A 24,336-nucleotide genomic window follows, 5' to 3' on the forward strand; every position below is an offset into this window, starting at 1 on the left:
GGTGAAGCGCCGGCCGCCCTGTTCCATGCAAGATGCTGACGCTGCGTCAGACCGGCGGCGAGGCCCCGTCCTCGGAGCCCCGGGACAGGATGGCATAGACCCGCAGCCAGAACCGCACCGCGGCGGGGTTCAGGTCCCGCTCCTCCAGGAAGGCCCGCAGCAGCACCTCGGCCCCGGCCCCCTGGCCATAGCAGCCGACCATGACCCGGCTCGCCTGCGCCGGGTCGAGCCGGCGCCAGAGGGAGGCTTCGCGGGAGCGTTTGCAGGAGGTGGGCATAACCTGAGCGTGTAACGAAATTAGCGAAAATAGGAAATAGCTATTTTGGCTAATTTGCTGAAACAGCATACTTCGCCTGCCCGACACTTGGGCTGGGTATGCAGAAATCCATCCATACGAAACGCCAGGAGCGCCTTCGCGCCCTGCTGAAGGCTGCGCGCAAGAAGGCCGGCCTGACACAGGACGAGCTTGCCGAGAGGATGGGAGCCTACAAGACCTTTGTCAGCAAATACGAGCGCGGCGAACGGCAGCTCGACGTCGTCGAGTTCATTGCTGTGGCCGAGGCGTTGAAGCTGGATCCGAGAGCGCTGATTGATCAGGTGATGTGGGATTAGGGCTCTTCTCAGCCGCTGTGCTCCGCATCGCGCCGTCTGACGTAGCCTGTTCTTATTCCCGCTGTTGATGAGACGGCTCGAAGCGTCTCGGCGACGCGAGACTCAACGTCGGCCCAGAGCTGTCTTTCGTGTTTCAGGAAAGGCCGATGAGGCTGTTTAGGGAGCTCGGTGGAATCGTGCTATCGTGTAACGTAGAGTCACTTTGGATGAGAGGAGGTTGCCATGGGCGCACCGATCCAGAGGCTCCGGCACCATATTTCACACTGGCCGCTTTTGGGGTTCCTCAGTCGTCGCGAACCTAGCCCCGGATCAGACGATCCAGACAGGTTTGCCTTGGACGATGTCGTAGTCACGTTCAAGGAGTGTGAGGGCGTCTGTACGCCAACGGCTGAACAGATCGAGGCGAAGGAACGCGAGCGCGCAGACCAGTTCAAGGGCGATCAGCTTTTGCCGATCCTGGGATTGGGGGGCGGATCACCGAGCCCACCGTCATGAGCGGCGAACGCCAAGCCTCGGCCGATCAGGAAAGGAAGAAGCCGGTGATGCCTAAGACGAGGAAGGCGCTGCCTGCCGCCTGCGCAATTCGGGCGCCTCTCATGTTGACGGCAATATCCGCTCGCACCGCGGCCCGCTCAGATGCCGACATGCTGTCCCGCCCCTGCAAGCTTGCAGCGTGGACACCCGTGCTCTGGGGGTGACCTACAGGCCCCTCGCTTTCAAGCTCGACCCGGAGGGCGAGGCAGGTGATCAGGAGGCCGAGAATCGCGACCCCTGGCCACTCAGCGACCTGATAGGCGAAGTAGGCCGGGAAAGCCGCCGCTGCCAGACAGGCGGTTCCAATCATGAAATTGCTGCGTCTCATCATGCGCCCCATGCCACTCCTGAGGGAATGCGAGGCGCTACGAGGAGCGTTTGAGACGGGCGCAGCGCCCAGAGCGCTCAATCTTACGCCTCACCCTCGATGGATACAAATTTTGAACGAAAGCGGAGACGAGGTGATCGAGTAGGCCTCGCACGGACGGTACGGTATCGTTTCAGCCCATTCTGAAAGAATTCCGCGGCAGATCTGGCAAGAATTAGTACGGAGAAGTTTAAGTGGCTTCGGGGGAGCCGAAGAAGCCATCATCACATTTGCTCCAGCGCTCTTGCGAGGCCATTGAAGCGCCCGCCCGGTCCACCCAGGCGGAGCACCTCCCTAAAATCCCATCACGCTGGAATCCGCCGCGCCTATTCCTCCTTCAACCGGCCCCAGTTCTCCCAGAACGGCTCCGGCCCCGGCGTCTCGCTGGCCGCGCGGGCGGCCAGGACGTCGAGTTCATCGCTGTGGCCAAGGCGATGAGGTTGGACCCGAAAACGCTGTTTGACCAGCTTCTGCGGGAAGGCCATTTAGGAATGGGTGATGCAGCGGGCTCTCGGGGTCTTCCGTCGCATGTTAAACCAGGTTAACGCATTGAAATAACACAGGTTAAGAGTGCAGGAATTCCAGAAATCTCCGTGAACAATGGAGTTCTTCCGTGGTATGTAAGGACCTCACCAAACAGGGGAGATTGCGGTGCCTCGGTACTATTTCGACGTGTCCGTGGGTGATGATTTCACCCGCGATGATGTGGGCTTCGAATACGAGAACCTGGCCGTCGCTGAAGCCGAGGCCGCCCGCGCTGCGGCTGAGATCAGCCAGGATGCTTTGCCGAAGCGCCGCACGTCTGATGTCTGCGTCGTGGTCCGGGTCCGGGACGGAGACGGCCTCCTGCTGTTCACTGTGGAAGTCTCGATGAACGTGCGCCGGACGGTGCGCGCGCTCGCGTAAGACGATCGTCCGTGAATTTCCTAGAGCCCATTTATGGAATGCTCCGCCTGCCGAGCTAGTTGTGGTCGCAGTGCTCAGGTCAGAGTGTGGAGCCATGACCTACTTGATCATCAAAGCGGCCGTTTCAGGCGTTCTTGTTATGGTCATCTCCGAGGTCGCACGGCGCAGTCCTGGGTTGGGCGGGCTTATTGCCTCGCTGCCGCTGGTATCCCTGCTCGGCATCATCTGGCTATGGCGCGATACCTCTGACCTGGAGCGTATCGCCAGCCATGCGGAGGCAACTTTCTGGTTCGTCCTTCCGTCTTTGCCGATGTCCCGATGACGCTTCGGCACGGTATCGGGTTCTGGCTCGCTTTAGCCCTGTCGTGCGTCCTGACGATGTTGCTCTATCTCGGCACCGTCTGGGTTCTGCCGAAGATCGGCATCGACATCTAGCTCGATCGCAAGAGAGCTGCGAATCTCCGATAAGCGTGTTGATGGGACCAGATCAGGTGTCGTTTCAGCCTCTTCGGTAGAATTCCGCGGCAGTTCTGGCGGGGAATGAGCAATGGAGCAGTTTATGTGGCTTTGGGGGAGCCGAAGGCGCCGTCGTTAAGGTAGCCCCGCCCGGTCCACCCGGGCGGAGCCCCTTCCTAAAACCCCATCATTCCGGAATCCGCCGCGCGTACTCGTCCTTCAACCGGCTCCAGTTGTCCCAGAACGGCGCCGGCCCCGGCACCTTGCCGGCCGCGCGGGCGGCCAGGACGTCGAGATGGGCGTGCCAGCCGGCGCTGACGTTGAGCAGGGTCGAGCGGTCGGGCACACGGCGGTGGACCAGGGTGAGGAGCACCTCGGTGCCCTTCCGTTCCAGCTCGAAGGAGACGCCGCCGGTCGAGCCCCAGGTGATGGCGAGCTTGTGCGGCGGGTCGAGCTCGGTGATCCGGCTCTCCATCTTGTGCTCCTCGCCGAAGCCGGGCGGGCGCTCGCCGGGCGGGTTGGTGAGTTCGCTGTTGCGCCAGACGAATTCGACCGGCGCTCCAAGCGTCAGCTCCATCTCGCCCGCCGCGAGCCATTGGCGGCGCAGGTCGCTCTCCGTGAGATAGGCCCAGATGCGCTCGATGGGGCCGGGCAGCAGGCGCTGGATCGTCAGCGTGGCGGGGTCGGTCAGCACGCCGTAGGGGCTGCGGGCCGCCAAGTCCGTGGTGGTATGATCATTGGTCGTAAGGTCGGTCATTCGTCGTCTCCTTTCGAGGGTGGGGACTTTTGGGCGTCCTCCTCGCGGAGGAGCCGTTCCAGCACGTCCAGACGGTCGGTCCAGAAGCGTTCGTAGACGCTCAGCCACTGGTGGGCGCTCGCGAGCGGCCCAGGGTCGAGGCGGCAGACATGGGTGCGGCCGCGGATCTCGCGCCGGAGCAGACCGGCCTGTTCCAACGCCTTGATGTGCTTCGAGGCGGCCGCCAGCGAGATCGCGAAGGGTTCGGCCAGTTGGCTCACCGTGCGCTCGCCCTCCGCGAGATCGCGCAGCATCCGCCGCCGGGTGGAATCGCCGAGGGCGTGAAAGACGGTGTCGAGCCGGGATGTCTGTAATTCAACCATGTGGTTGAATATAGACGCAGACGTTCCGATAGTCAACTGATTGGTTGAATGAATTGCCGCGCCGCTTCCGCCGCGTCATCCCGGGCGGTCCCTGGACTTGATCCGGGGACCGCCATCTCGATTGTCTGGAGCACCGCGCTTCTCATCATCGGGATCACCGGCACGAGGCCGGTGATGACGGGAGGAGGTCTCCAGAGCTTTACGAACCGCAGACCGACGTCGGTTCCCAGGATGAGGGCCTGTTTCCGGTTCAGGGATGGCCATGACCGGGCGTTCGAGAGCATTCCGGCTTCCCGCCAAACCATGTAGATTACGTAAGGGAAGATGGAGGACGCGATGCCGATATTCCTGGACCGTCACGACCTGAAGGGCCTGACCGCCACCGACATCGCGGAGGCGCATCGCAAGGACCTGGAGGTGCAGGGGCGCTACGGGGTACGGTTCCTGACCTACTGGTTCGACGACACTCGCGGCACCGCGTTCTGCCTCATCGATGCTCCCGACATCGAGACCGCCATGCGGGTGCACGACGAGGCCCACGGGGAGGTCGCCCGCGACGTGATCGAGGTCGATCTTTCCGCCGTCGAGGCCTTTCTCGGCCGCATCTCCGACCCGGAGGCGGCGGGGTGCTGTTCCGGGACCAAAGTCGATCCGGCCCTGCGCACCATCATGTTCACCGACATCGTCGATTCCACCGCGATGACCGAGCGCCTCGGCGACACGCGCGCCGTCGAGATGGTGCGGGCGCACGACGCCATGGTCCGCCGCGTCCTGCACGACAAGGGCGGGCGCGAGGTCAAGCACACGGGCGACGGGATCATGGCCTCCTTCGACGACGCAATCGCCGCCGTCGATGCCGCCCGCGCCATCCAGCGGGCCTTCGAGGCCTTCAACCTAGCAAGCCGCGAAAAGCTGCGGGTGCGCATCGGCCTCGACGCCGGCGAGCCGGTGGCCGACCACAACGATCTGTTCGGCGCGACCGTGCAGATGGCGGCACGCCTGTGCCAGAGCGCAGACCCCGACACCATCGTGGTGTCCGGGGCGGTATCAGGATCCCTTCCCGGCCGCTTCTCGCTCGTGGATCTCGGGTCACGAAGCCTGAAGGGGTTCGCCCAGCCGGTCGAGGCGTTCGCGGTGAGCTGGCGGTGAGGAGCACATCGTGTCATCCCCGGCGCACGAAGTGCGGGAGGGGGATCCATGGCGCTGAGCGTGTGAGTGGATTCCCTCCGCTGACGCTCCGGCCGGCAATGACATGCGTGGCAAACGAAAACCGCCTACCGCCCCTTGCGTCCCTTGAATTTCGGCTTCTGTCCGGCCAGCCCCTGCGTCGAGCGCGCGGCGGGGCGCTCGCGGTAGTTCAGCGGGACCTCCCGGTCCGTGCCGGGGCCCATCTCGTCGAGGCCGGGCTTGCGGATGCGGGTGCCTTCGTCCGAGCGGCCCTTGCCGGCCGGGCCGTAGGCATCCGAATCCTCGTCGCCCGCGGTCGCGCCGTCACCCGAGGGCGGCAGGCCCTTCGGCGGCAGGTTGGCGCTGCGGCCGTATTTGCGTGAGCCGCCATACCGGCCCGCTTCCTTCTCCACGTCGCTTTGGCGCGCCATCGGATCGTCGCTGATCGCAAGCTCGGTCGCCTGCAGGCGCTTGAGCTCGTCGCGCAGGCGGGCGGCCTCCTCGAACTCCAGGTTCGCGGCGGCTTCGCGCATGCGCTTTTCCATGTCGGCGATGACGGCCTTGAGGTTGTGGCCGACCGTCCTGTCGGCGAGACCGGTGTCGACCGACACGTGATCGCGCTCATAGACGCTCTCGAGAATGTCGGCGATGTTCTTCTTCACGGATTGCGGCGTGATGCCGTGCTCGGCGTTGTAGGCGAGCTGCTTCTCGCGGCGCCGGTTGGTCTCGGCGATGGCGCGCTCCATGGAGCCGGTGATCTTGTCGGCATAGAGGATCGCCTTGCCTTCCACGTTACGCGCCGCGCGGCCGATGGTCTGCACCAGCGAAGTCTCGGAGCGCAGGAAGCCTTCCTTGTCCGCATCGAGAATGGCCACGAGCGCGCATTCGGGAATGTCGAGGCCCTCGCGCAGGAGGTTGATGCCGATGAGCACGTCGAAGGCGCCGAGCCGCAGGTCGCGGATGATCTCGATGCGCTCCAGCGTGTCGATGTCCGAGTGCATGTAGCGCACGCGGATGCCGTTCTCATGCATGTATTCGGTGAGGTCTTCCGCCATGCGCTTGGTGAGCGTGGTCACCAGGGTGCGGAACCCTTGCGCTGCAAGCTCCTTCACCTCGTGCACCAGATCGTCGACCTGGGAGCGCGCAGGCCTGATCTCCACGATGGGATCGACGAGGCCCGTCGGGCGGATGACCTGCTCGACGAAGATGCCGCCTGTCTGCTCCATCTCCCACTTGGCGGGCGTCGCCGACACGTGGACCGATTGCGGCCGCATGGCGTCCCATTCCTCGAACCTGAGAGGACGATTGTCGAGGCAGGACGGCAGGCGGAATCCGTATTCGGCAAGCGTCGCCTTGCGGCGGAAGTCGCCGCGATACATGCCGCCGATCTGCGGCACGGTCACGTGGCTCTCGTCGGTGAACACGAGGGCATTGTCGGGCAGGTATTCGAACAGGGTCGGCGGCGGCTCGCCCGGCTTGCGGCCGGTGAGATAGCGCGAATAGTTCTCGATGCCGTTGCACACGCCGGTGGCCTCGATCATCTCGAGGTCGAACTGCGTCCGCTGCTCAAGCCTTTGCGCCTCGAGCAGGCGGCCCATGCGGGCGAGCTCCTGCAGGCGGTGCTGCAGCTCGTCCTGGATTCCCTTGACGGCCTGCTGCAGCGTGGGACGCGGCGTCACATAGTGCGAGTTCGCATAGACCTTCACGAATTGGAGGTCGTTGGTCTTCTTGCCCGTGAGCGGATCGAACTCGACGATGCTCTCGATCTCGTCGCCGAAGAGGCCGATGCGCCAGGCGCGGTCCTCCAAGTGGGCCGGGAACAGCTCGATGGAATCGCCCCGCACGCGGAACGTGCCGCGGGCGAAGTCGCTCTGGATGCGCTTGTACTGCAGGGCTACGAGATCCGCGATGAGCTGGCGCTGCTCGATCTTCTCGCCCACCTTCACCGAGAAGGTCATGGCCGTATAGGTCTCGACCGACCCGATACCGTAGATGCACGACACGGACGCCACGATGATCACGTCGTCGCGCTCCAGGAGCGCGCGCGTCGCCGAGTGGCGCATCCGGTCGATCTGCTCGTTGATGGAGCTTTCCTTCTCGATGAAGGTGTCCGAGCGCGGCACGTAGGCCTCGGGCTGGTAGTAGTCGTAATACGAGACGAAGTACTCGACCGCGTTGTCGGGGAAGAACGACTTGAACTCGCCGTAGAGCTGCGCGGCGAGCGTCTTGTTCGGGGCCAGGATCAGGGCAGGGCGCTGGGTCTCCTCGATCACCTTGGCCATGGTGAAGGTCTTGCCCGAGCCGGTGACGCCGAGCAGCACCTGATCGCGCTCCTGCCGGCGCACCCCATCCACCAGTTCGCGGATCGCCGTCGGCTGGTCGCCGGCGGGCTGGAAGTCCGACTTGATCCTGAACGGAATACCGCCTTCCGACTTCTCGGGCCGGGGCGGGCGGTGCGGCACCCAGAGCGTGCCGTTCTTGAAGCGCGGATCGCCTTCGGTGAGCAGCCGCGAGAGCGCATCGACCGTGGCGGAATAGCCGGACCCGGAGGAGAGATCGCCCAGCTCCTCGGTCACGTCCGGCCCGTCATCCGGCCCCTTCAGGCCAAGCTTCTTGGCCAATGCCGGGTCGACATCCGTGATGTCGCCATGGATGAAGGTTTCCTGCGCCCGCTCGGCGAAACCCTCGGCCGCTTCCCGCTCCCGGTTGACCGCGGGATTCAGGAGGTCGGCCAGATGAGGGGCCAGGGGCTTGAGATCAGGTTTGGACGCCTTCCCGGTGGAAAGCTTGGGCTTCTTGGGTGATTTGGCCATAGAACGAATATGGTACGAACGGCCCGGGAATGGAAGAGTGAAGGCGGTTATACCGTATGCTTCTCCGCCTTCCGGCTCCCGCCCCTCAGGGCCTTCAGCAGCGGCACGGCAATGAAATGGATGAGTGGGATCAGCACCGCCCCCAGGATGAGCCCGACAAGGCCCGACGCCGCCGCCGAGACGAGCCATTCGACAATGCCGGCCATGGCCGGAACCGCATGGCCGGCTGCGGCCGCCACATCGTGGATGGCATGGCCCAGCCAGGCGAAGCCGTAGCCTTCGAGCCCGTGGACGATGATGCCGCCACCGACCCACACCATGGCGGCGGTGCCGACGATGGCGAGCATTTTGAGCAGGATTGGCATCCCCTTCACCAAGCCTCGTCCGAATACCTTCGTGAGGGGCGCCAGAGCCCGATCCGCGCCCGTGGGTGGCCTGCTGGGCACGGCGCGGCCGAGCATGCGGGAGACAGGCCGGTTGCTGGCCGCCATGGCCACGCCGGCATCGTCTGCCTTCACGATCAGGGCGACGCCGCCATAGACCAGGGCCGTGATGCCGATGCCGACGACGGCGAGCACCATCGCCTGCATCCAGGTGGATCCCGCCGGGATGCTCGCCAGCGTGATGGCCATGATCTCGGCCGAGAGGATGAAGTCGGTCTTGATGGCCCCGCTCACCTTCTCGTCCTCGACGTTCTGGGCCGTCTGGGTCGCGGCGCCGACGGCGGCCTCGTGCTCGTGGGCCCCATGCGGAAACAGCGCCTCGAACACCTTTTCCGAGCCCTCGTAGCAGAGATAGGCGCCGCCGATCATGAGCAGCGGCGTGATCGCCCAGGGGGCGAACAGGCTGAGGAGCAGGGCCGCCGGCAGCAGATAGATGAGCTTGTTCTTGAGGGACCCCAGGGCGATCCTGCCGACGATCGGCAGTTCCCGTGCGGCGGAAAAGCCCGTCACGTAGCGCGGCGTCACCGCGGCATCGTCGATCACCACGCCGGCCGCCTTGGCGCCGGCCTTCGCCGCCTGGGCGGTCACATCGTCGAGCGAGGCGGCGGCGACCTTGGCGAGGCCGGCAATGTCGTCCAGCAAGGCGATCAGGCCGATGCTCATGAAGGCTCCTGTCGAGAACGTTTAAACGTGACTGCTGACCTGGGGAGCTACACGGCTCCTCAAGACCTGACAACGTCCTGAGGCAGGAATTGGGTGCAGGACGGGGCGTCATCCCGGCCGAAGCGCAACGGAAATCCCGGAGCGCTGGCAGAATGCAGTACATGCTCCTCTCCCTTGCGGGGAAGGATGAAGGGTGGAGGCGCAAGGTTGGAGCGGGCGCTCGATGAGGTCGGGCCAAGCCCGTTCTACCCCTGTCATCACCGGCCTTGTGCCGGTGATCCCGACGGGTTGCGGCGCAGCGGTTTACGGATCGGTCCTGACGGGAAGGTTGCTCTCCGTCGCACCACCTGCCCCTTCCCGCATGGGGAAAAGCGCTCCATCGTGCACGCGATCCCGGATCGACGCTCCGCCCCGGTTGATGCCTCAACCGTTCCCGCCTCACGCCGCCTTGCGCGCGAGATAGCGGCCATCGGCCGTCATGGTGATGCGGCCGTAGCGGACAAGCGTCATGAGCGCCTGCTCGATGCGCGGCTCTATGCGCTTTCCGCCGCGCTTGAAGCCGCGCGCCAGCTCCGCCGCGTCCATGGGCCTGCCCGCCGACAGGAGGGCATGTTCGACCGCGAGAGAATCCTCGTGCCGGTCCTTCGGGAAGTCGGGCAGGGCGCGGTCGATGGCGACCACGTTCGCGCCGAGGTCGAGTTCCCCGGTCTTCGCGGCGGCCGCGCCCTTGGCGAAACGCGGGATCTGGTAATCGGGACGGAGCCAGCGCACGAGGCCCGCCGCTTCCTCCTTCGCCCGCTCGGCATTGAGCGCCACCAGACGTTCGAGGATTTCCTCGTCGGTCAGATCGGCGGGCCAGCCATAGGCCTGGAACACGAGAGCGTCGAGGCGCTCGTGCAGTTCCTTTAGGATGAGGATCAAACCCTCATCCTTGATCCGCTCCTCGTCAGGCGTGAGAGCAACCGTTCCGCCCCGTGTCATCCCCGGCGAGCCGAAGGCGAGGGGAGGGGATCCACTCACAGATGCGCCGCTATGGATTCCCTTCCCCTCCGCTGCGCTCCGGCCGGGAACGGCCCTGGAGGCTCGATGCGCCGCCTCCATCGCCTTCAGCTTCTCCAGCACGTTGTACATCTGCGTCAGCGTGAGCTTCGGATGCTCGGCCTGACGGCTTTTGCGGAACGCATCGAGTTCCTCCGCGACGGCGCGGATTTGAGCTTTCAGGGACTCGGATGGATCGGGGAATGGGAAGGGGTCGAAGCAGCGGGATTTATTGTAGACTGGTCGATCCTCGAGTGTACCTCCTGCGGCTAAAGACCAAACACGGTGACACTTAGAGGAGAGAACAGCTAGTATGAATGCATCATCGCAAACAATGCAAACAATGCGGTGCTCGGGTAGTTTATGTGTCTCAATGAATTGAAACTCGCGGTGTTTCGCAGTTTCCGGTAGACCAATAAAGCGCTTCATCCCTGACAGAGCTTGACGCAGCTCGGGTCTGTTCCGCCCAAAGAGCCACCAATCACGCTTAAATTGACTATCTCTGCTTTCATCCCTTTCAAGCTTCACCGACTCTAAGAGCATCTGGTACAGATTTGGAAAATTCTTGCGGAGATCTGCTTCGGTCCTTCCAAATGTATCGATAACGTACCGAACACGGTGTTCTTGGACCAAATCTCTGCCACTTATAAATGGTCTTAGAATTTCCGACTCTTGTGGGAACCTAGAGAATAAATACTCGGCAGTGATACTTTCAAGAACGAAGCCGCGTCCGGCGAGCATAACCCCGTTCCAAGAGAGACCCTCTGCGGCCTTTAGCGACTTTGCTTTGCTAATGTCATCGCCGATACTCAAGTCAGGATTTATACACCCATATCTAGCCGCCAAAGCGATCTCTGGTTCATCGGTGTCTAAGGATGCCTCTGATACTACTTTCCACAGAGCGCCTTGCTGAGGTTTGATCGCTGCAACGGTCATTGCAATCCTAACCGCTGCTGCGTCTTTAGTAGCTTTGGTCCAAGGATAGTCAGGTATGGCAAACGCTAAGCCAATCGGCGACTTTCCACTCAGATGTCTTTCGATAACGCGTCGATTGAATGTCTGGCCAATGGAGTTTGTTGTGACTAACCCAAAACGACGGAGCGATGCATTCTTTTGCGCCAACATCTCCGCAGCTCTATCCCACCAATATAGAACAAAATCCGCACTTTCATTCATCTGCGGGTGAGCCGCCCATAGCGCGTCGACATAGCCGTCTCCTAGCGGCCCACGCATCGCAGCGCCCTTCCCAAGGAACGGCGGATTGCCCACGATGAACTCCGCTTCGGGCCAATCAGGCCGGCGCGCATTCGGATAGGTCTCGACGCGGCGGCCGTCCTTCTCCGCCACCTGCGGCACGGGATAGCCGTCCCAGGTGAGCACGGCGTCGTAGCCCTGGCGTTGTCCGAAATTGATGTTCGCGAAGGCGCGCAGGATCGGCTCGGAGGGGTGGCCGGTGCGGTTGCGGTAATGCTGCTGCAGATAGCCGATCCACACGACGAGTTCGGCGATGGCCGCGGCGCGCGGGTTGAGTTCGAGGCCGAGGAACCCGTGAGGGTCCACGGTCTCGCGGTCGAGGCCCATGCTCTCCGGTTCGCCGAGCTGCGCCAGCGTCTCCAGCACCTCGCCTTCGAGCTTCTTCATCAGCTCCAGCGACACGTAGAGGAAGTTTCCCGTGCCGCAGGCGGGATCGAGGACGCGGGTGGCGCAGAGCTGCCGGTGGAACGTGCGCACGATGGCGATGGCGGCTTTCTCGTCGCCCGTCTCCTTGGCGTGCTCGGCCTTGCGCAAGGCATTCTGCCAATCCTCGCGCAGGGGCTCCATGACGGTCGCCTCCACGAGGCGCTGCACATAGGCGCGCGGCGTGTAATGGGCGCCGAGCTTCCGGCACTCCGTCCTGTCGAGGGCCTGTTCCAGAAGGGTGCCGAAGATCGCGGGATCGACCTCGGTCCAGGAATACTTCGCGGCTTCCAGAAGCTCGCCGATCTCCTCGCGGCCGAGCGGAAACACGGTGGTGTCCTTGAACAGGCCGCCGTTGAAATGGCGCACGCGGGTCTCGACCACGTGGCTGAACTCGTCGCCCTTTTCCATCTGCTGCCAGAGGGCTTTGAGCCGATGCGGGAAATGCGCCGGATCCGCGACGCTCTTCTCCAGCAGGTTCGTGAAACTGTCGGCCGGCAGAAGCTCCACATCCTCGGCGAACATGGTGAAGAGGCAGCGCATGAGGAAATGCGCCACGTCCTCCGCGTTGCATCCGCGCTCCTCCAATGCCTTGCTCACCTGCGCGAGGCGCTTGGCGATGGCGCGCGTAACCCGAGCCGCCTCCTTCGACGGGTCGAGGGCATGCGGCTCCTGCCAGATGCGCTTCAGCAGCGTGCGGGTCTTCTCCTCGCGCAGGTCGTGAAGATAGATGCGAAAGTCGTTGCGGTCCGGGAAGTGGCTGTAGGCGCGTCCGGTGCCGGTGAAGTCCGCGTAAAGCTCCAGGCAATGGCCGACATCGCAGACGATGATGAAGGGCGGGGCCGGATGATCCGCGTCGAGCAGGAAGACGTAGGATTCCGCCTGCTGTCGCGCATTCTTCATCATCACGTCCCAGCCGCGTGAGATGCTGCGCTTTCCGAGGTTCGCAGGCTCGTCAGTGAGTGGCGCGAGTTTGCCTCTTTCAACCTTTCTTCCGTCAGGCAGGCGCGACTGCTTGGCCTCGAGGATGAAGGCGTTCTTCTTGTAGAGATCGATGCGCTTGGGCGCCGTCACCGCATCGCCGTCGCGCGGGTGGACAGCGCGCTCGAACACGTAGTCGTTCAGCTCACGGTCCGCTCCCGCAGGATCAGGGCGATGCACGCCGAGAACGTCGCAGAGTTCCGACAGGAACATCTGGTAATTGGCGCGCTCCGCACCACCCTCCCGGGCGGTCCATCGGCTGATGAAGATCTCGACGGCGTCGGAGGGAGGAACGGCAGGACGCTTAGAGCTGAACAGGAATGATCAGCCGCAGCGTTATCATGTTATAATGATTCGTAAACCAGTGGTCGCAGCCGATGCCCCCCTTGCCATTGCGGAGGGGCGGACTTCAGGCACAACAGCCTCGATCACGGTGGCGATGCCGATGGTGAGTTTTGCTGCTTTGCTTTTCGGTGCTGGCGAGGGTCTGTCGGTGAGCGGACGCTCAACCCTCGATGCCGGTGCCCTGCGTGACGGCGTCGGTAAGCAGGGCAGGCGTATGGGGTCAGGCGGTGAACGCCGTCGGACCCCTCAGGTAAGCTTCGAAGCGGTCGATCTCGACGTCGGTGTCATCCGGAGACTGGGACGGCTTCACGTCCTGCTGCGTCTCGGTGACGGGGTGTTCTTCCACCGGGTCGTTGATCGGGGCGAGGTCGTTCAAGGCCGTGTGAACGGCCTGGAGCAACTCGCTCTGCACGTCGTCATCCGGGTTCTCCGGGGGCAGGCGCGGAGTCATAGCATCCTCCTTTGGGAGTAGACTGAATTATTGCCTTGAATCCGTGTCACAAATAGGGCGCCGTCGCCGTGCCGACGATGTCGATCCACAGGAGGAATCGGTCGAGGGCGGCCCTGTGGGGAGGGCCCAACCTTCGGCTTCCCTCGCCGTCGGGGCCGCCCCCGGATGTGATTCAGGGATCAGTGCCGATGGTCCCAAGCCCGTGAAGCGCGGCGCTTCTCGGCATCGGGATCACCGGCACGAGGCCGGTGATGACGGGAAGAGGTTGCGGGCGGGCCAGCTTCTCGGGACATCGCTCCGACTGGCGGGGAGAGATCGCGGGATGGTGAGCGGAAGACCGCCTCAGGCGCAGCTGCGGCCCATGGCGTTGAGGCCTTCGTCCAGGAGATCGGCCAGGTTCGGGATGCCTATGAGCCAATCGGCGGTCGAGAGCGAGCTCGCTTCCTCGCGCTCCCGGGCGAGGCGCACGGCGGCGCCCCATTCCTCCGGCTCCATGTCGCCGCGGCCGATATAGACCAGGGCGATCAGGTCGGCGCGCTCGTCGTCGTTGAGGCCCGCGATCACGTCGCGAAGCTCGTCTTCCGTTGCGTCGTCCGGCGAGGAGGTGAGGGAATCGATGCTGCCGTCGTCGATAGGGTTCGAGCCCGAGGCCGGATCGGTAATGCCTTCCTTCACATCGATGGCCCTGACCCGCAGAATGAGTTCGCAAACCTTATCGAGCGCGATATCCATAAAACCCTCTTGGGATGAATCTTGACGGAACTGACAGGGAAACACTGAAGAGGGGATTCGGTTCAGCCCACGCATCCCACGGAGGAGTGGTCGCGACATTCATCGCCGAACGATGCGTCAGCCAAGAGAACAAGAGAAGACGCATCGGACCCAAAAGTGCGAATCCGCTTTTGGGTCCGATGCTTCAAGGCTGATCCTTGGCTTTCGACGGGCGCTGAGCGTAAGGTGGACAGAGGTTGGGGTGTAACATGCGCCGGTTGATCGCTTTCTGCCTGATCGGGCTCTCGCTGGCCCTCGGGCCTTCCCATGAGGCTTACGGGCAGCCCCGCAGGGCCGAGGCGCTCAAACTGGCGCCGCAGCGTCCGGGGCAGACCGACGTCTACATCCTGTCCTTCGGGCTGTGGGGGCCGCAGAGTGTGTTCGAAAGCGAGGCCAAGGGGGCGGCGCGCATTCTCGAGGCGCAGATCGGCTCCAAGGGGCGCTCCATCGTCCAGTTCAACACCAAGCGCCGGGCCGGCGCGACGCCGCAATCCCTGCAGGCCGCCGCCGCCGCCGCTGGTCGGACCCTCGATCCGGCCGAGGATATCGTGGTGCTCGTCCTCACCTCCCACGGGGCGCCGGAAGGGATCGGGCTCGTGGCCGGGCGCGATGCCCTTCTCGTCACGCCGGGCGACGTCAAGCGGCTGCTCGACCAGACCAGGGCGCAGCACCGGGTCGTGATCGTCTCGGCCTGCTATTCGGGCGTCTTCGCCCGGGAGCTGGCCGATCCGAGCACCCTCGTCATCACGGCGGCTGCCGCCGACAAGCCGTCCTTCGGCTGCCGGGACGGGGCGACCTGGACCTATTTCGGAGACGCCTTCTTCAACAAGGCCCTGCGCGGCGAGCGCCGCCTGGACGTCGCTTTTGAGCGAGCCAGGGGCCTGGTCACGCAGCGCGAGCGGCGCGAGGGCTTCGATCCGTCCAATCCGCAGATCGCCGGCGGCGCCCAGGTGCTGGAGCGTCTCGGCGCGAGGTAGCATCGGATATCGGATCGTCTCTCCTCCGGCCGTCATCACCGGCCGTGTGCCGGCCATGTCGGGAGAGGCTCACCGTGAGGCGAGAGTTCGATGAGCCATCCTCCGAGGAACGCGCTCATCGCGCCGCTTGACAGTTCTCCTGGAAGGAATAGGGCAGGGCGCGAACTTCCTCCCCGTCGTCTCTCCCCGTCCTTCCCGGTCCTTTCCATGAATCCCCACACCGCGCCCGTCGTGATGCTGATCGCATCGAACGTCTTCATGACCTTTGCCTGGTACGGGCATCTGAAGTTCAAGACATCGCCCCTCTGGATCGCCGTCATGGCCAGCTGGGCCATCGCCTTCGTCGAATACTGGTTCGCCGTGCCGGCCAACCGGATCGGCTCGGCCGTCTATTCGGCGGCCGAGCTCAAGACCATGCAGGAGGTCATCACCCTCGTGGTCTTCGCGATCTTCTCGGTGCTCTACCTGAAGGAGCCGCTCGGCTGGAACCACCTGATCGGCTTCGGCCTCATCGCCGCGGGCGCCGCCTTCATCTTCCAGGGGCGCTGACCGGCCGGCCATGACGTTCCTCGTCTATGCGGCTGCGGCTCTCGCCGAGATCGCCGGTTGCTTTTCCTTCTGGGCCTGGCTGAGGCTCGGAAAGTCACCATGGTGGCTCGTGCCCGGCATGGGCGCGCTCGCCGTGTTCGCGTATCTCCTGACGCTGATCCCCACCGACGCTGCCGGACGGGCCTATGCGGCCTATGGCGGCGTCTACATCGCCGCCTCGCTCCTGTGGCTCTGGGGCGCCGAAGGAGCGCGGCCCGACCGGTGGGACATGGCCGGCGCCGGCCTCTGCCTGGCCGGAGCGGCGCTCATCCTGTTCGGGCCGCGTGGTTGAGCCTGAGGGGCTGGCTCATGCTGGTTTCGGGCTGACGAAGACCCTCACGTCATCCCCGGCACGAGGCCGGCCATGACGGGGGGCGGTGGTTGAGAGTGCGGCAATCATCCCCTCACGTGCATCCCCTCACGTGGCGGGCTTCATGCGCAGGATGCGGCCGTTGCGGGAATCCGTCAGAAGATAGACGAGCCCGTCCGGCCCCTGCCGCACGTCACGGATGCGCTCGCCGAGCTGCTGCAGCATGCGCTCCTCGCCGGTCACCCGGTTGCCGTCGGTTTCGAGCCGCGAGACGAGCTTTCCTGCGAGCGCCCCGACGAGAATGCTGCCTCGCCAGGCCGGGAACTTGTCGCCCGTGTAGAAGGCCATGCCGGAGGGCGCGATGGAGGGGTCCCAGTAATAGACCGGCTGCTCCAGGCCCGCCTTCTTGGTGCCTTCGCCGATCTTCGCGCCGGAATAATCGACCCCATAGGAGATGACGGGCCAGCCGTAGTTCCTGCCCTTCTGCGGGATGTTCACCTCGTCGCCGCCGCGCGCGCCGTGTTCCACGGTCCAGAGCTCGCCGGTCGTCGGATGGAGGGCGGCCGATTGCAGATTGCGGTGGCCGAGGGACCAGATTTCCGGCTTGGCATCCTCCCGGTTCAGGAACGGATTGCCGGGGGCCGCGCCCCCGTCCGGCTTGATGTGGACGATCTTGCCGAGATGGTTGGCCGGATTCTGCGCCTGGGCACGCAGGTCGAACCGGTCGCCGAGGGTCACGAAAAGATTGCCGTCGCGGTCGAAGACCAGGCGCGATCCCCAATGGTTGGGACCCGTATGGGCCGGCTCCTGGCGGAAGATGATCTGCACCGCCTCGAGCGCGGTCCCGTCCGCGTTGAGCCGCCCGCGTGCGACGCTGGTGCCGGCGCGGCCTTCGCCCCGATCCTCGGCGAAGCTCAGGTAGACGAGGCGGTTCTGCGCGAAGTTCGGATCGATGGCGACGTCCAGCAGACCGCCCTGTCCGCGTGCCGCAACGCGCGGGACGCCCTGGAGCGGCTCGGAGAGATTGCCGTTGGCGTCCGTGATGCGCAGGCGGCCGGGTCGCTCCGTGACCAGAATGCGATTGTCGGGCAGGAAGGCGAGCCCCCAGGGATTTTCGAGATTGCGTGCGACCGTCTCGACGATCACCTCCACCTTGTCGGTGCGAAAACGCTGGGTGTCCTGGGCCAGGGCGGACGGGGCGGCGCCGAGAGCAAGGGCGCAGGCCAGGGCAATACGGGGGCTCAGCATCTGGGAATCTCTCCGTCGTTCCGATGCCGGAGAGCTAGACGCCCGCGACAGGCCGTCAACCATGCCGCCGTTCACTCACGCGTTATCGCGCCGAATAGACGTGGATAGTCTTCGTGTCCTGAGCCGAAAGGGTCTGGGTCGTGGCCATGACGGAAAGGGTCGCAAGGCCCAGCAGCATGACCAGGGCCAGCGAGCGGCGGCTTTCCTGGCGTGGATCGAGGCGATGGACGCGGGACGAAACGTGATAGGCGTTTCTTGGTCGGAGCGGTTTCATGGGCTCATCCCCTGCAACCGGAGGGTGGCTGCGGAAGAAAAACTTGTGTGATTCAAGAAAGTTCCCGCCTCATCCGAAAGTGCTGCTTCCGGTTTCTTGGCTAAGTATCGGCATTAACTAATTATTAACCATTAAGGCAGGTTACGCTCAAGGTTTCGCGCTGACGATGACGGATTCCGCCGAGCGCTCCGCCGGTCCGTGGTAGACCGCCTCGATATTGTGCCCGTCCGGATCGAGCGCAAAGGCGGCATAATAGCCCAGGTGATAGGACCGTTCTCCCGGCGCGCCGTTGTCGCGCCCGCCGGCCCCCAGGGCGGCCGCATGGAAGGCGTGGACCGCCTCCCTGTCCCGCGCCTGGAAGGCGAGGTGGACGCGTGAGACCGGCCCGTCCGCCCGATCGACCCACAGCTCGTCGCAGGCGAAATGGTCAGGGCTTTCCGACGTGAACTCGCGCCCGACAGCCTTCAGGACGGCGCGGTAGAAGCGCCGGCTCGCCTCGAGGTCGGAGACGCGCAGGTGAACGTGGTCGATCAGCCGGCCCTGGTGGAACTGCATGGGCTACCCTCCGACGGGTTCGTTGTCCTCCTCACGTCGTCACCGGCCCTGTGCCGGTGATCTCGATGAAGAAAAGCGCGGCGCTTCACATCATCGGGATGGCCTGGACCGATCCCCGGATCAAGTCCGGGGACGGCCATGACGGTGTGGTGAGGTAAAACTACTCGGCAAAACTACTCGGCCTTGATGCCGGCCGCCTTGATGATCTCGGCCCAGGTCTGGATCTCCTTGGCGAGATAGGGCTTGAACGTCTCGGGGGCGCGCACGTTCAGGGTGAAGCCGATCTTGGTGATGCGCTCCTTCACGTCGGGCCGGTTCAGGATCGCGATGATCGTGCCCGACAGCTTGTCGAGGACGGGCTTGGGCACATTCGCCGGCGCGAAGAAGGCGGCCCAGGATTCCGCGTCCGCATTGGTGACGCCCTGCTCGCGCAGGGTCGGCACGTCCGGAGCCTGCGGGTTGCGCTGCGGGCTCGCGATGCCGATGGCGCGCATCTGGCCGGCCTGGAACTGGCTGAGCACGCTCGGCAGGGTCGAGTTCGACACGTCGATGCGGCCTCCCATGATCTCCGTCACCAGGGGAGCGGCGCCCCGGAACGGCACATGGGTCATCTTGATGCCCGTGCGGGCCATGAACAGCTCGGTCGCCAGATGGGAGCCCGAGCCGACGCCCGTCGAGCCGTAATTCAGCTTGCCGGGGTCCTTCCTGGCGATCTCGATGAGTTCGGGGATCGTCTTGGCGGGCAGGTCGTTCTTGACCACGAACACGTGCTCGAAGGCGCCGGCTCCCGCGAGCGGCGCGAAGTCCTTCACCGCGTCGTAGCCCGGCTCCTTGAGCAGGAACATGTTGTTCCCGTGGGTCTGGTTGTTGCCGAACACGATGGTGTAGCCGTCGGGCTCCGCCTTGGCGACGGTCCGGGTGCCGACCGCGCCGGAGGCGCCGCCCAGGTTCTCGACGATCACGTTCTGGCCGAGGGACTTGCCCATCTCCTCCGCGACGATGCGGGCGATCACGTCGGTCGGCCCGCCGGCCGGGTAGGGGACCACCATCTTGATGACGCGGTTCGGGAAGTCCTGGGCGGAGGCTGCGGTGGCGAAGAGGGCCGCGCCGGCGACGAGGCCGAGCGCGAGGCGGCGGGTGACGGATGTGGTCATCGGAAAAGGCGTCTCCTGAAAAACCCCGTTCTGGAGGGGCTGTTTTGCTTGCTTGGGCGGCTTGGCCGCATTAGGGTCCGCCGCCGTCACGATCCCTTCTTAACGCCCCGATCGGAGGATTCCCATGGGCTTTTTGTCTGACGCCCTTTCCCGCATCAAGCCGTCTGCAACCATCGTCATCACGCAGAAAGCGCGGGATCTGAAAGCCCAAGGGCGGGACGTGATCAGCTTGTCCGTCGGCGAGCCGGATTTCGACACGCCCGACAACATCAAGGAAGCGGCCATCGCCGCGATCCGCCGCGGTGAGACCAAGTACACGCCGGTCTCCGGCATCGTGCCCCTGCGCGAGGCCATCGCCCGCAAGTTCAAGCGCGAGAACGGCCTCGACTACAAGCCCTCGCAGACCATCGTGTCCACCGGCGGCAAGCACGTGATCTACAACGCGCTGCTCGCGACGCTCAACCCGGGCGACGAGGTCATCATCCCGGCGCCGTACTGGGTCTCCTACCCCGAGATGGTGGTGCTGTGCGGCGGCAAGCCCGTGTTCGTCGACTGCACCATGGAGCACGACTTCAAGCTCCAGCCGGAGCCGCTCGAGCGCGCCATCACGCCGAAGACCAAGTGGATCATCCTCAACTCGCCGTCGAACCCGACGGGCGCCGCTTATTCCCGCGCCGAGATGAAGGCCATCACCGACGTGCTGATGCGCCATCCGCACGTGTGGGTGCTCACCGACGACATGTACGAGCACCTGACCTACGGCGATTTCGAATTCGTGACGCCGGCGCAGGTTGAGCCGAACCTCTACGAGCGCACGCTCACCATGAACGGCGTGTCGAAGGCCTATGCCATGACCGGCTGGCGCATCGGCTACGCGGGTGGGCCCGAGCATCTCATCAAGGCCATGGACTTCGTGCAGGGCCAGCAGACATCGGGCACGAGCGCGATCTCGCAATGGGCCGCCGTCGAGGCCCTCGACGGTCCGCAGGATCACCTGAAGGTCTTCAAGAAGGCTTTCGAGGAGCGCCGCGATCTCGTGGTCTCGATGCTCAACCAGTCGAAGTACCTGAAGTGCCCGATGCCGGAAGGCGCGTTCTACGTCTATCCGTCCTGCGCGGAGGCCATCGGCAAGACGGCTCCCTCGGGCAAGGTGCTGGCGACCGACGAGGACTTCGTGTCCGAGCTGCTGGAAGCGGAAGGCGTCGCCGCCGTGCACGGCTCGTCCTTCGGCCTCGGCCCGAACTTCCGCATCTCCTACGCCACGTCCAACGCGGCGCTGGAAGACGCCTGCAACCGCATCCAGCGCTTCTGCGGAAGCTTGCGCTGATGAATCTGCCGCGGACCTTCCATCCGGATCCTGCGGCAGAGCCCTACCGGGCCGATCCCGCCTCCACGCACCGCGTGAAGTTCGACGCCCGCGTCGACTTCACCAATGGCGGCTACGTGGAGGCGAAGGACTTCCTCCTCGACATCGCGGGCGACCATGTCAGCCCGGAACGTCTGGCCGAGATGATCGTCTCGGCCATGAACCTCCTGCGCGCCGGCCCCGTGACTATCACGGCCATGCGCATCGTCCGGCGCGGCGAGCATCAGGACGGGTGACCGGCTTCTCTCCAGGACGGGAGAGGGGAAGGATTGCGGTCCCTTGCTCGTGAAGGACCGACCGTCAGTTCAACTCCACCGTCATCACCGGCCTTGTGCCGGTGATCCCCATGAGGAAAAGCACCGCGCGTCACAGGATCGGGATGGCCGGCACAAGGCCGGCCATGACGGGAGGGTGTGAGCTGGGACGAACTCGTTCCCGGCCGATTTCTTACAGCACGAACCAGCCCTTCTGCAGGTCGAGGGCGCCCTTGATCTTGATCACCGCCTCGGCGGACCGGTCGTTGTCGGTGTTGAGGTACACGTAAGTGGCGCTCTTCGTCTTCTCGAAGCGCACTTCGCCCGCCTTGCTGAAGCTCTTCTCGCCGATGAACGAAAACTTCTGATCGCCGCGCTTGCGCGTGTTGGCATCGATGGCCTTCAGGTCGATCCGGTCGCTCTGCCGGCGCGAGAAGTCGAGGATGTAATCGGCCTTGCTCTTCGACGCACTTGTATCCCGGTCGTCGAAGACGAACACGTCCTTTCCCGAGCCGCCGGTGAGGCTGTCCTGGCCGTGCCCGCCGACGAGCCGGTCGTTGCCGGCTCCGCCCGAGAGCTTGTTGATGCCGGCATTGCCGGTGAGAATGTTGGCAAGTCCGTTGCCGGTGAGCGTCAGGCGCGCGGTGCCGTCCGCCGCCGTGAGGTTCTCCACCTGGGCGGCGGCTGCCAGCGAGAAGCTGCCGCTTGCGAAAACAGTGTCGATGCCGCCGCCGAAGGCTTCGACGATCGTGTCCGCGCCGTCGGTGACATAGATGTCGTTGCCGATGCCGCCGTTCATCACGTCGGCACCGCCGCCGCCGTCCAGCCTGTTGGCTCCGGCATTTCCCATCAGCGTGTTGGCGAGCGCGTTGCCCGTGAGCATCACGCCGGCAGCGCCGTCTGCGGCCGTCAGGTTTTCCACCACGCTCAGCGAGGCGAGCGAGAAGCTGAGGCCGGTGATGATCGTGTCCGTGCCGCCGCCGAGGGCCTCGACGATGGTGTCGGCCCCGTCGGTGACGTAGGTGTCGTCGCCGGCGCCGCCATTCAGCACGTCCGCGCCGGTCCCGCCGTCCAGACGATCGTTGCCGCCGGCGCCGTTGAGGATGTTGGCGAAGGCATCGCCCGTAAGAATGTCGCTGCCCGCGCTGCCCGTCAGCGTGTCGGCGATGCCTGTGTTGCGCACCATCGTGCCGCTGCCGAGATCGACATTGTGCGCCACGTTCCAGGTCAGCGCGCCTTCGACCAGGGTGACGATGGCGGCCTTGGCGCCCGCGCTGGCATAGGCGTGATGCAGGCTCACCTTTCCGGCGACGGGCGCCTGGGTGGTGCTGGTGCCGTCGCCCCAGGCGACGCTGACGCTCGACGCGTTGCCGACGCCAAGCGTCGTCTCGATGAAGCGACCCTCGACGATCGCGGCCGCATTGGCCTTGTAGAACAGGTTGACGAGGAAGAGGTCGCGTTGATTGTTGGTGTCGCCGGCAACCAGGTTGGTGGCGTCGCTTTCGAACATCGCATAGCGCCCGTCCGGGCTGAGCTGCGGCGTATCGCTGTCGAAGTCTGTCTCGGCTCCGCTGGCTGCGCTGGAGATGAGGGTAATCGTGCCGGTGCTCAGGTCCTTGAGGAAGATGTCGGCTTTGTGATTGTCGGGATCGTTCGCGACTAGGTTGGAGGCATCGCTCGTGAAAATCACATAGCGCCCGTCCTGGCTGAACCGGGCATCATAGCTGCCGTCGTTTCCCTGATCTCCGTTGGCTGCGGTGGAGAGTCGTGTGATGGCTCCGCTGCTCAACTCCTTGAGGAAGACGTCGATTTCACCGTTGTCGTCGCCGGCGACCAGGTTGTTGGCGTTGCTTTCGAACATCACGAAGAGCCCGTCGGAACTGAACTGAGCGGCATAGCTGCTGCCGTTTCCCTTTGTTCCGTCTGCCCTGGTGGAGAGGAGTGTAACGGCGCCGGTGCTCAGCTCCTTGAGGAAGACGTCGTATAAATTGTCGGTGTCGCCGGCAACCAGGTTGGTGGCGCTGTTGGTGAACATCACGAAGCGCCCGTCCGGACTGAAACAGATGTCTGAGCCATAGCCGTTTGCCTGTGTTTCGTTTGGGGGGCTGAGGCGGAAAGCCGGATGATGGTCCCGTCGGACAGGTCCTTGAGGTAGATTTGGCTTAAACTGGGATTGCCGGCAACCAGGTTGAAGGCGTGGCTGATGAACACCACGAAGCGCCCATCCGGACTGAAACAAGCTTCGTAGCTGTCGCCGTTTGCCTGTGTTTTATTTGCGGCGACGGAGAGCCGGGTGATGGTCCCGTCAGTCAGATCCTTGCGGAAGATGTCTTCTTTGCCGTTGGTGTTGCCGATAACCAGATTGTTGGCGGCGCTGCTGAACACCACATAGCGCCCGTCCGGGCTAAACTGAGCGTTAAGGCTGCGGCCGTTGGCTTCCTCACCGTTCAATCCGCCGGAGAGGTGCGTGATGGCGCCAGTGGTCAGGTCCTTGAGGTAGATGTCGTCTACATAGTCGACGTCACCGGCAACCAAGTCACTTTTGCTTTCGAACACCACGAAGCGCCCATCCGGGCTGAACTGAGCGTTGCGGCTTTCACCCAGCCCCTCCGTGCGATCGACCGCGGTCGAGATCCGGGTCTGGATATCGGCGCTCGTCGGCTTGAAGACGGACAGCACAGACAGGAACATGGTCGGCCTCACAATCGATAAAAACACGCAGCCCCCCAGCCGCGCGCGAATGTTGTTGCTTAACAGGCAGATCTTCCCTTGGGCTACTCTCTGAACAGAGGGGTTCGCGTGTGTCATGGCGTGCCGGGCGGGTGTCGGAGACTGGCACATCAATCTCCTCTCGTGAGAAGCCTTGCGCGTCGAAGCATTGCGCCTGCGTCCCTCCTTGTGAGGAGGGGCAGGGTAGAAGCGTCAGCGAAAGCCTTTGAAGGCGTGGCGCCCACACACTCTCCCGTCATCACCGGGCTTGTCCCGGTGATCCCGATGAAGAGAAGCGCTGTGCCTCACAGGGTCGGGATGGCCGGGACAAGCCCGGCCATGACGGGGGACGACCGTGACAGGGGAGGGGCAGAGCCAGTGATCCCGATGGATTGAAGCGACGTGCCCAGACCTCCGACCTCATCACCGGCCTTGTGCCGGTGATCCCGATCGGAAAGGCGCCGCGTTCCACCGGGTCGGGATGGCCGGGTCAAGCCCGGCCATGACGGCAGAGGGTGTGACCAAGGACGGTCGACCAAGGCGGGTGTGACCAAGGCG

The 24,336-nt window shown here is 64.3% G+C and carries 25 protein-coding genes; 9 read left to right on the plus strand and 16 right to left on the minus strand.

The annotated features are described in order from the left end of the window. Positions 1-46 precede the first annotated feature (46 nt). Complete coding sequence (locus KHP60_RS00160) at positions 47-277, minus strand: hypothetical protein (RefSeq protein ID WP_213561518.1); 231 nt, start codon at positions 275-277, stop codon at positions 47-49. A gap of 98 nt (positions 278-375) precedes the next feature. Between KHP60_RS00160 and KHP60_RS00165 the strand changes: the two genes are divergently transcribed. After that, complete coding sequence (locus KHP60_RS00165; RefSeq protein ID WP_213561519.1) at positions 376-612, plus strand: helix-turn-helix domain-containing protein; 237 nt, start codon at positions 376-378, stop codon at positions 610-612. A 520-nt stretch (positions 613-1,132) separates the two neighbouring features. Here KHP60_RS00165 and KHP60_RS00170 read toward each other — a convergent pair. Together KHP60_RS00170 and KHP60_RS24900 are read right to left on the minus strand one after the other, a co-directional pair. Further along, positions 1,133-1,477: a hypothetical protein gene (locus KHP60_RS00170; protein ID WP_213561520.1), complete on the minus strand. Its 345-nt coding sequence runs from the start codon at positions 1,475-1,477 to the stop codon at positions 1,133-1,135. A gap of 362 nt (positions 1,478-1,839) precedes the next feature. Further along, positions 1,840-1,998 (minus strand): hypothetical protein, encoded by a 159-nt coding sequence (locus KHP60_RS24900; protein WP_249688372.1) that lies wholly within the window; start codon positions 1,996-1,998, stop codon positions 1,840-1,842. Between the two features lie 166 nt (positions 1,999-2,164). On the opposite strand from KHP60_RS24900, the gene KHP60_RS00180 reads away from it, so the two are divergent. Continuing rightward, on the plus strand, positions 2,165-2,419 hold the full coding sequence (locus tag KHP60_RS00180; RefSeq protein ID WP_213561521.1) for a DUF6894 family protein: 255 nt from the start codon (positions 2,165-2,167) through the stop codon (positions 2,417-2,419). Positions 2,420-2,513: 94 nt separating this feature from the next. Then, complete coding sequence (locus KHP60_RS00185) at positions 2,514-2,741, plus strand: DUF3147 family protein (protein WP_249688373.1); 228 nt, start codon at positions 2,514-2,516, stop codon at positions 2,739-2,741. A 321-nt stretch (positions 2,742-3,062) separates the two neighbouring features. Here KHP60_RS00185 and KHP60_RS00190 read toward each other — a convergent pair whose 3' ends face one another. Together KHP60_RS00190 and KHP60_RS00195 are read right to left on the minus strand one after the other, a co-directional pair. Beyond that, entirely contained in the window at positions 3,063-3,632 is a 570-nt protein-coding gene (locus KHP60_RS00190) for an SRPBCC family protein (RefSeq protein ID WP_213561522.1), read from the minus strand. Continuing rightward, complete coding sequence (locus tag KHP60_RS00195) at positions 3,629-3,994, minus strand: helix-turn-helix transcriptional regulator (protein ID WP_213561523.1); 366 nt, start codon at positions 3,992-3,994, stop codon at positions 3,629-3,631. Before KHP60_RS00195 ends, KHP60_RS00190 begins: the two co-directional genes overlap by 4 nt. A 336-nt stretch (positions 3,995-4,330) precedes the next feature. On the opposite strand from KHP60_RS00195, the gene KHP60_RS00200 reads away from it, so the two are divergent. Then, complete coding sequence (locus tag KHP60_RS00200) at positions 4,331-5,143, plus strand: nickel-binding protein (protein WP_213561524.1); 813 nt, start codon at positions 4,331-4,333, stop codon at positions 5,141-5,143. Between the two features lie 125 nt (positions 5,144-5,268). Here KHP60_RS00200 and uvrB read toward each other — a convergent pair whose 3' ends face one another. The 5 genes from uvrB to KHP60_RS00225 all read right to left on the minus strand — a co-directional run bounded on the left by uvrB (position 5,269) and on the right by KHP60_RS00225 (position 14,304). Beyond that, positions 5,269-7,974 carry an excinuclease ABC subunit UvrB gene (gene uvrB / locus KHP60_RS00205; protein ID WP_213561525.1) on the minus strand — a complete coding sequence of 902 codons (2,706 nt, stop codon included), beginning with the start codon at positions 7,972-7,974 and terminating at the stop codon, positions 5,269-5,271. A 47-nt stretch (positions 7,975-8,021) separates the two neighbouring features. After that, positions 8,022-9,080 (minus strand): DUF808 domain-containing protein, encoded by a 1,059-nt coding sequence (locus KHP60_RS00210; protein ID WP_213561526.1) that lies wholly within the window; start codon positions 9,078-9,080, stop codon positions 8,022-8,024. Positions 9,081-9,518: 438 nt separating this feature from the next. After that, positions 9,519-13,094 carry a DNA methyltransferase gene (locus tag KHP60_RS00215; protein WP_213561880.1) on the minus strand — a complete coding sequence of 1,192 codons (3,576 nt, stop codon included), beginning with the start codon at positions 13,092-13,094 and terminating at the stop codon, positions 9,519-9,521. 247 nt (positions 13,095-13,341) lie between these two features. After that, the gene (locus tag KHP60_RS00220) at positions 13,342-13,572 is read right to left on the minus strand and encodes a hypothetical protein (protein ID WP_213561527.1); all 231 of its coding nucleotides are present in this window, start codon (positions 13,570-13,572) and stop codon (positions 13,342-13,344) included. Between the two features lie 342 nt (positions 13,573-13,914). Further along, positions 13,915-14,304 carry a DUF3775 domain-containing protein gene (locus KHP60_RS00225; RefSeq protein ID WP_213561528.1) on the minus strand — a complete coding sequence of 130 codons (390 nt, stop codon included), beginning with the start codon at positions 14,302-14,304 and terminating at the stop codon, positions 13,915-13,917. A 248-nt stretch (positions 14,305-14,552) separates the two neighbouring features. On the opposite strand from KHP60_RS00225, the gene KHP60_RS00230 reads away from it, so the two are divergent. From KHP60_RS00230 to KHP60_RS00240, 3 genes are all read left to right on the plus strand, one after another. Next, positions 14,553-15,320, plus strand: coding sequence for a C13 family peptidase (locus KHP60_RS00230; RefSeq protein ID WP_213561529.1), 768 nt, complete (start codon positions 14,553-14,555; stop codon positions 15,318-15,320). A 207-nt stretch (positions 15,321-15,527) separates the two neighbouring features. After that, the gene (locus KHP60_RS00235) at positions 15,528-15,869 is read left to right on the plus strand and encodes a DMT family protein (protein WP_213561530.1); all 342 of its coding nucleotides are present in this window, start codon (positions 15,528-15,530) and stop codon (positions 15,867-15,869) included. A 10-nt stretch (positions 15,870-15,879) separates the two neighbouring features. Further along, positions 15,880-16,200: a YnfA family protein gene (locus tag KHP60_RS00240; RefSeq protein WP_213561531.1), complete on the plus strand. Its 321-nt coding sequence runs from the start codon at positions 15,880-15,882 to the stop codon at positions 16,198-16,200. A 126-nt stretch (positions 16,201-16,326) separates the two neighbouring features. Here the strand turns inward: KHP60_RS00240 and KHP60_RS00245 are convergent, their stop codons facing one another. From KHP60_RS00245 to KHP60_RS00260, 4 genes are all read right to left on the minus strand, one after another. Further along, positions 16,327-17,466, minus strand: coding sequence for a PQQ-dependent sugar dehydrogenase (locus KHP60_RS00245; RefSeq protein WP_213561532.1), 1,140 nt, complete (start codon positions 17,464-17,466; stop codon positions 16,327-16,329). An 82-nt stretch (positions 17,467-17,548) separates the two neighbouring features. Continuing rightward, the gene (locus tag KHP60_RS00250; protein ID WP_213561533.1) at positions 17,549-17,740 is read right to left on the minus strand and encodes a hypothetical protein; all 192 of its coding nucleotides are present in this window, start codon (positions 17,738-17,740) and stop codon (positions 17,549-17,551) included. A 147-nt stretch (positions 17,741-17,887) separates the two neighbouring features. Beyond that, complete coding sequence (locus KHP60_RS00255; RefSeq protein ID WP_213561534.1) at positions 17,888-18,295, minus strand: VOC family protein; 408 nt, start codon at positions 18,293-18,295, stop codon at positions 17,888-17,890. A gap of 173 nt (positions 18,296-18,468) precedes the next feature. Continuing rightward, a complete protein-coding gene (locus KHP60_RS00260) occupies positions 18,469-19,449 on the minus strand; it encodes a tripartite tricarboxylate transporter substrate binding protein (RefSeq protein ID WP_213561535.1) in 981 nt (326 codons plus the stop codon). 124 nt (positions 19,450-19,573) lie between these two features. Between KHP60_RS00260 and KHP60_RS00265 the strand changes: the two genes are divergently transcribed. After that, complete coding sequence (locus KHP60_RS00265; RefSeq protein ID WP_213561536.1) at positions 19,574-20,776, plus strand: pyridoxal phosphate-dependent aminotransferase; 1,203 nt, start codon at positions 19,574-19,576, stop codon at positions 20,774-20,776. Next, the gene (locus KHP60_RS00270) at positions 20,776-21,051 is read left to right on the plus strand and encodes a hypothetical protein (RefSeq protein ID WP_213561537.1); all 276 of its coding nucleotides are present in this window, start codon (positions 20,776-20,778) and stop codon (positions 21,049-21,051) included. Before KHP60_RS00265 ends, KHP60_RS00270 begins: the two co-directional genes overlap by 1 nt. Positions 21,052-21,262: 211 nt before the next feature. On the opposite strand, the gene KHP60_RS25405 is transcribed toward KHP60_RS00270, so the two are convergent. Together KHP60_RS25405 and KHP60_RS00280 are read right to left on the minus strand one after the other, a co-directional pair. Then, entirely contained in the window at positions 21,263-23,104 is a 1,842-nt protein-coding gene (locus KHP60_RS25405) for a PD40 domain-containing protein (RefSeq protein WP_213561538.1), read from the minus strand. Further along, complete coding sequence (locus tag KHP60_RS00280) at positions 23,104-23,760, minus strand: PD40 domain-containing protein (RefSeq protein WP_213561539.1); 657 nt, start codon at positions 23,758-23,760, stop codon at positions 23,104-23,106. Before KHP60_RS00280 ends, KHP60_RS25405 begins: the two co-directional genes overlap by 1 nt. Positions 23,761-24,336: the final 576 nt, after the last annotated feature.

Origin of the sequence: Microvirga sp. 3-52 (assembly GCF_018383585.1) — a bacterium.
Classification (GTDB): domain Bacteria; phylum Pseudomonadota; class Alphaproteobacteria; order Rhizobiales; family Beijerinckiaceae; genus Microvirga.

Coding starts and splice junctions, on each gene's coding strand:
- KHP60_RS00200 (WP_213561524.1), top strand. CDS start 4,331: ATGCCGATATTCCTGGACCGTCACGACCTGAAGGGCCTGACCGCCACC.
- KHP60_RS00195 (WP_213561523.1), bottom strand. CDS start 3,994: ATGGTTGAATTACAGACATCCCGGCTCGACACCGTCTTTCACGCCCTC.
- KHP60_RS00265 (WP_213561536.1), top strand. CDS start 19,574: ATGGGCTTTTTGTCTGACGCCCTTTCCCGCATCAAGCCGTCTGCAACC.
- KHP60_RS00255 (WP_213561534.1), bottom strand. CDS start 18,295: ATGCAGTTCCACCAGGGCCGGCTGATCGACCACGTTCACCTGCGCGTC.
- KHP60_RS00190 (WP_213561522.1), bottom strand. CDS start 3,632: ATGACCGACCTTACGACCAATGATCATACCACCACGGACTTGGCGGCC.
- KHP60_RS25405 (WP_213561538.1), bottom strand. CDS start 23,104: ATGTTCACCAACAGCGCCACCAACCTGGTTGCCGGCGACACCGACAAT.
- KHP60_RS00250 (WP_213561533.1), bottom strand. CDS start 17,740: ATGAAACCGCTCCGACCAAGAAACGCCTATCACGTTTCGTCCCGCGTC.
- KHP60_RS00210 (WP_213561526.1), bottom strand. CDS start 9,080: ATGAGCATCGGCCTGATCGCCTTGCTGGACGACATTGCCGGCCTCGCC.
- KHP60_RS00165 (WP_213561519.1), top strand. CDS start 376: ATGCAGAAATCCATCCATACGAAACGCCAGGAGCGCCTTCGCGCCCTG.
- KHP60_RS00230 (WP_213561529.1), top strand. CDS start 14,553: ATGCGCCGGTTGATCGCTTTCTGCCTGATCGGGCTCTCGCTGGCCCTC.
- KHP60_RS00240 (WP_213561531.1), top strand. CDS start 15,880: ATGACGTTCCTCGTCTATGCGGCTGCGGCTCTCGCCGAGATCGCCGGT.
- KHP60_RS00280 (WP_213561539.1), bottom strand. CDS start 23,760: ATGTTCCTGTCTGTGCTGTCCGTCTTCAAGCCGACGAGCGCCGATATC.
- KHP60_RS00245 (WP_213561532.1), bottom strand. CDS start 17,466: ATGCTGAGCCCCCGTATTGCCCTGGCCTGCGCCCTTGCTCTCGGCGCC.
- KHP60_RS00160 (WP_213561518.1), bottom strand. CDS start 277: ATGCCCACCTCCTGCAAACGCTCCCGCGAAGCCTCCCTCTGGCGCCGG.
- KHP60_RS00170 (WP_213561520.1), bottom strand. CDS start 1,477: ATGATGAGACGCAGCAATTTCATGATTGGAACCGCCTGTCTGGCAGCG.
- KHP60_RS00220 (WP_213561527.1), bottom strand. CDS start 13,572: ATGACTCCGCGCCTGCCCCCGGAGAACCCGGATGACGACGTGCAGAGC.
- KHP60_RS24900 (WP_249688372.1), bottom strand. CDS start 1,998: ATGGCCTTCCCGCAGAAGCTGGTCAAACAGCGTTTTCGGGTCCAACCT.
- KHP60_RS00235 (WP_213561530.1), top strand. CDS start 15,528: ATGAATCCCCACACCGCGCCCGTCGTGATGCTGATCGCATCGAACGTC.
- KHP60_RS00225 (WP_213561528.1), bottom strand. CDS start 14,304: ATGGATATCGCGCTCGATAAGGTTTGCGAACTCATTCTGCGGGTCAGG.
- KHP60_RS00260 (WP_213561535.1), bottom strand. CDS start 19,449: ATGACCACATCCGTCACCCGCCGCCTCGCGCTCGGCCTCGTCGCCGGC.
- uvrB (WP_213561525.1), bottom strand. CDS start 7,974: ATGGCCAAATCACCCAAGAAGCCCAAGCTTTCCACCGGGAAGGCGTCC.
- KHP60_RS00270 (WP_213561537.1), top strand. CDS start 20,776: ATGAATCTGCCGCGGACCTTCCATCCGGATCCTGCGGCAGAGCCCTAC.
- KHP60_RS00185 (WP_249688373.1), top strand. CDS start 2,514: ATGACCTACTTGATCATCAAAGCGGCCGTTTCAGGCGTTCTTGTTATG.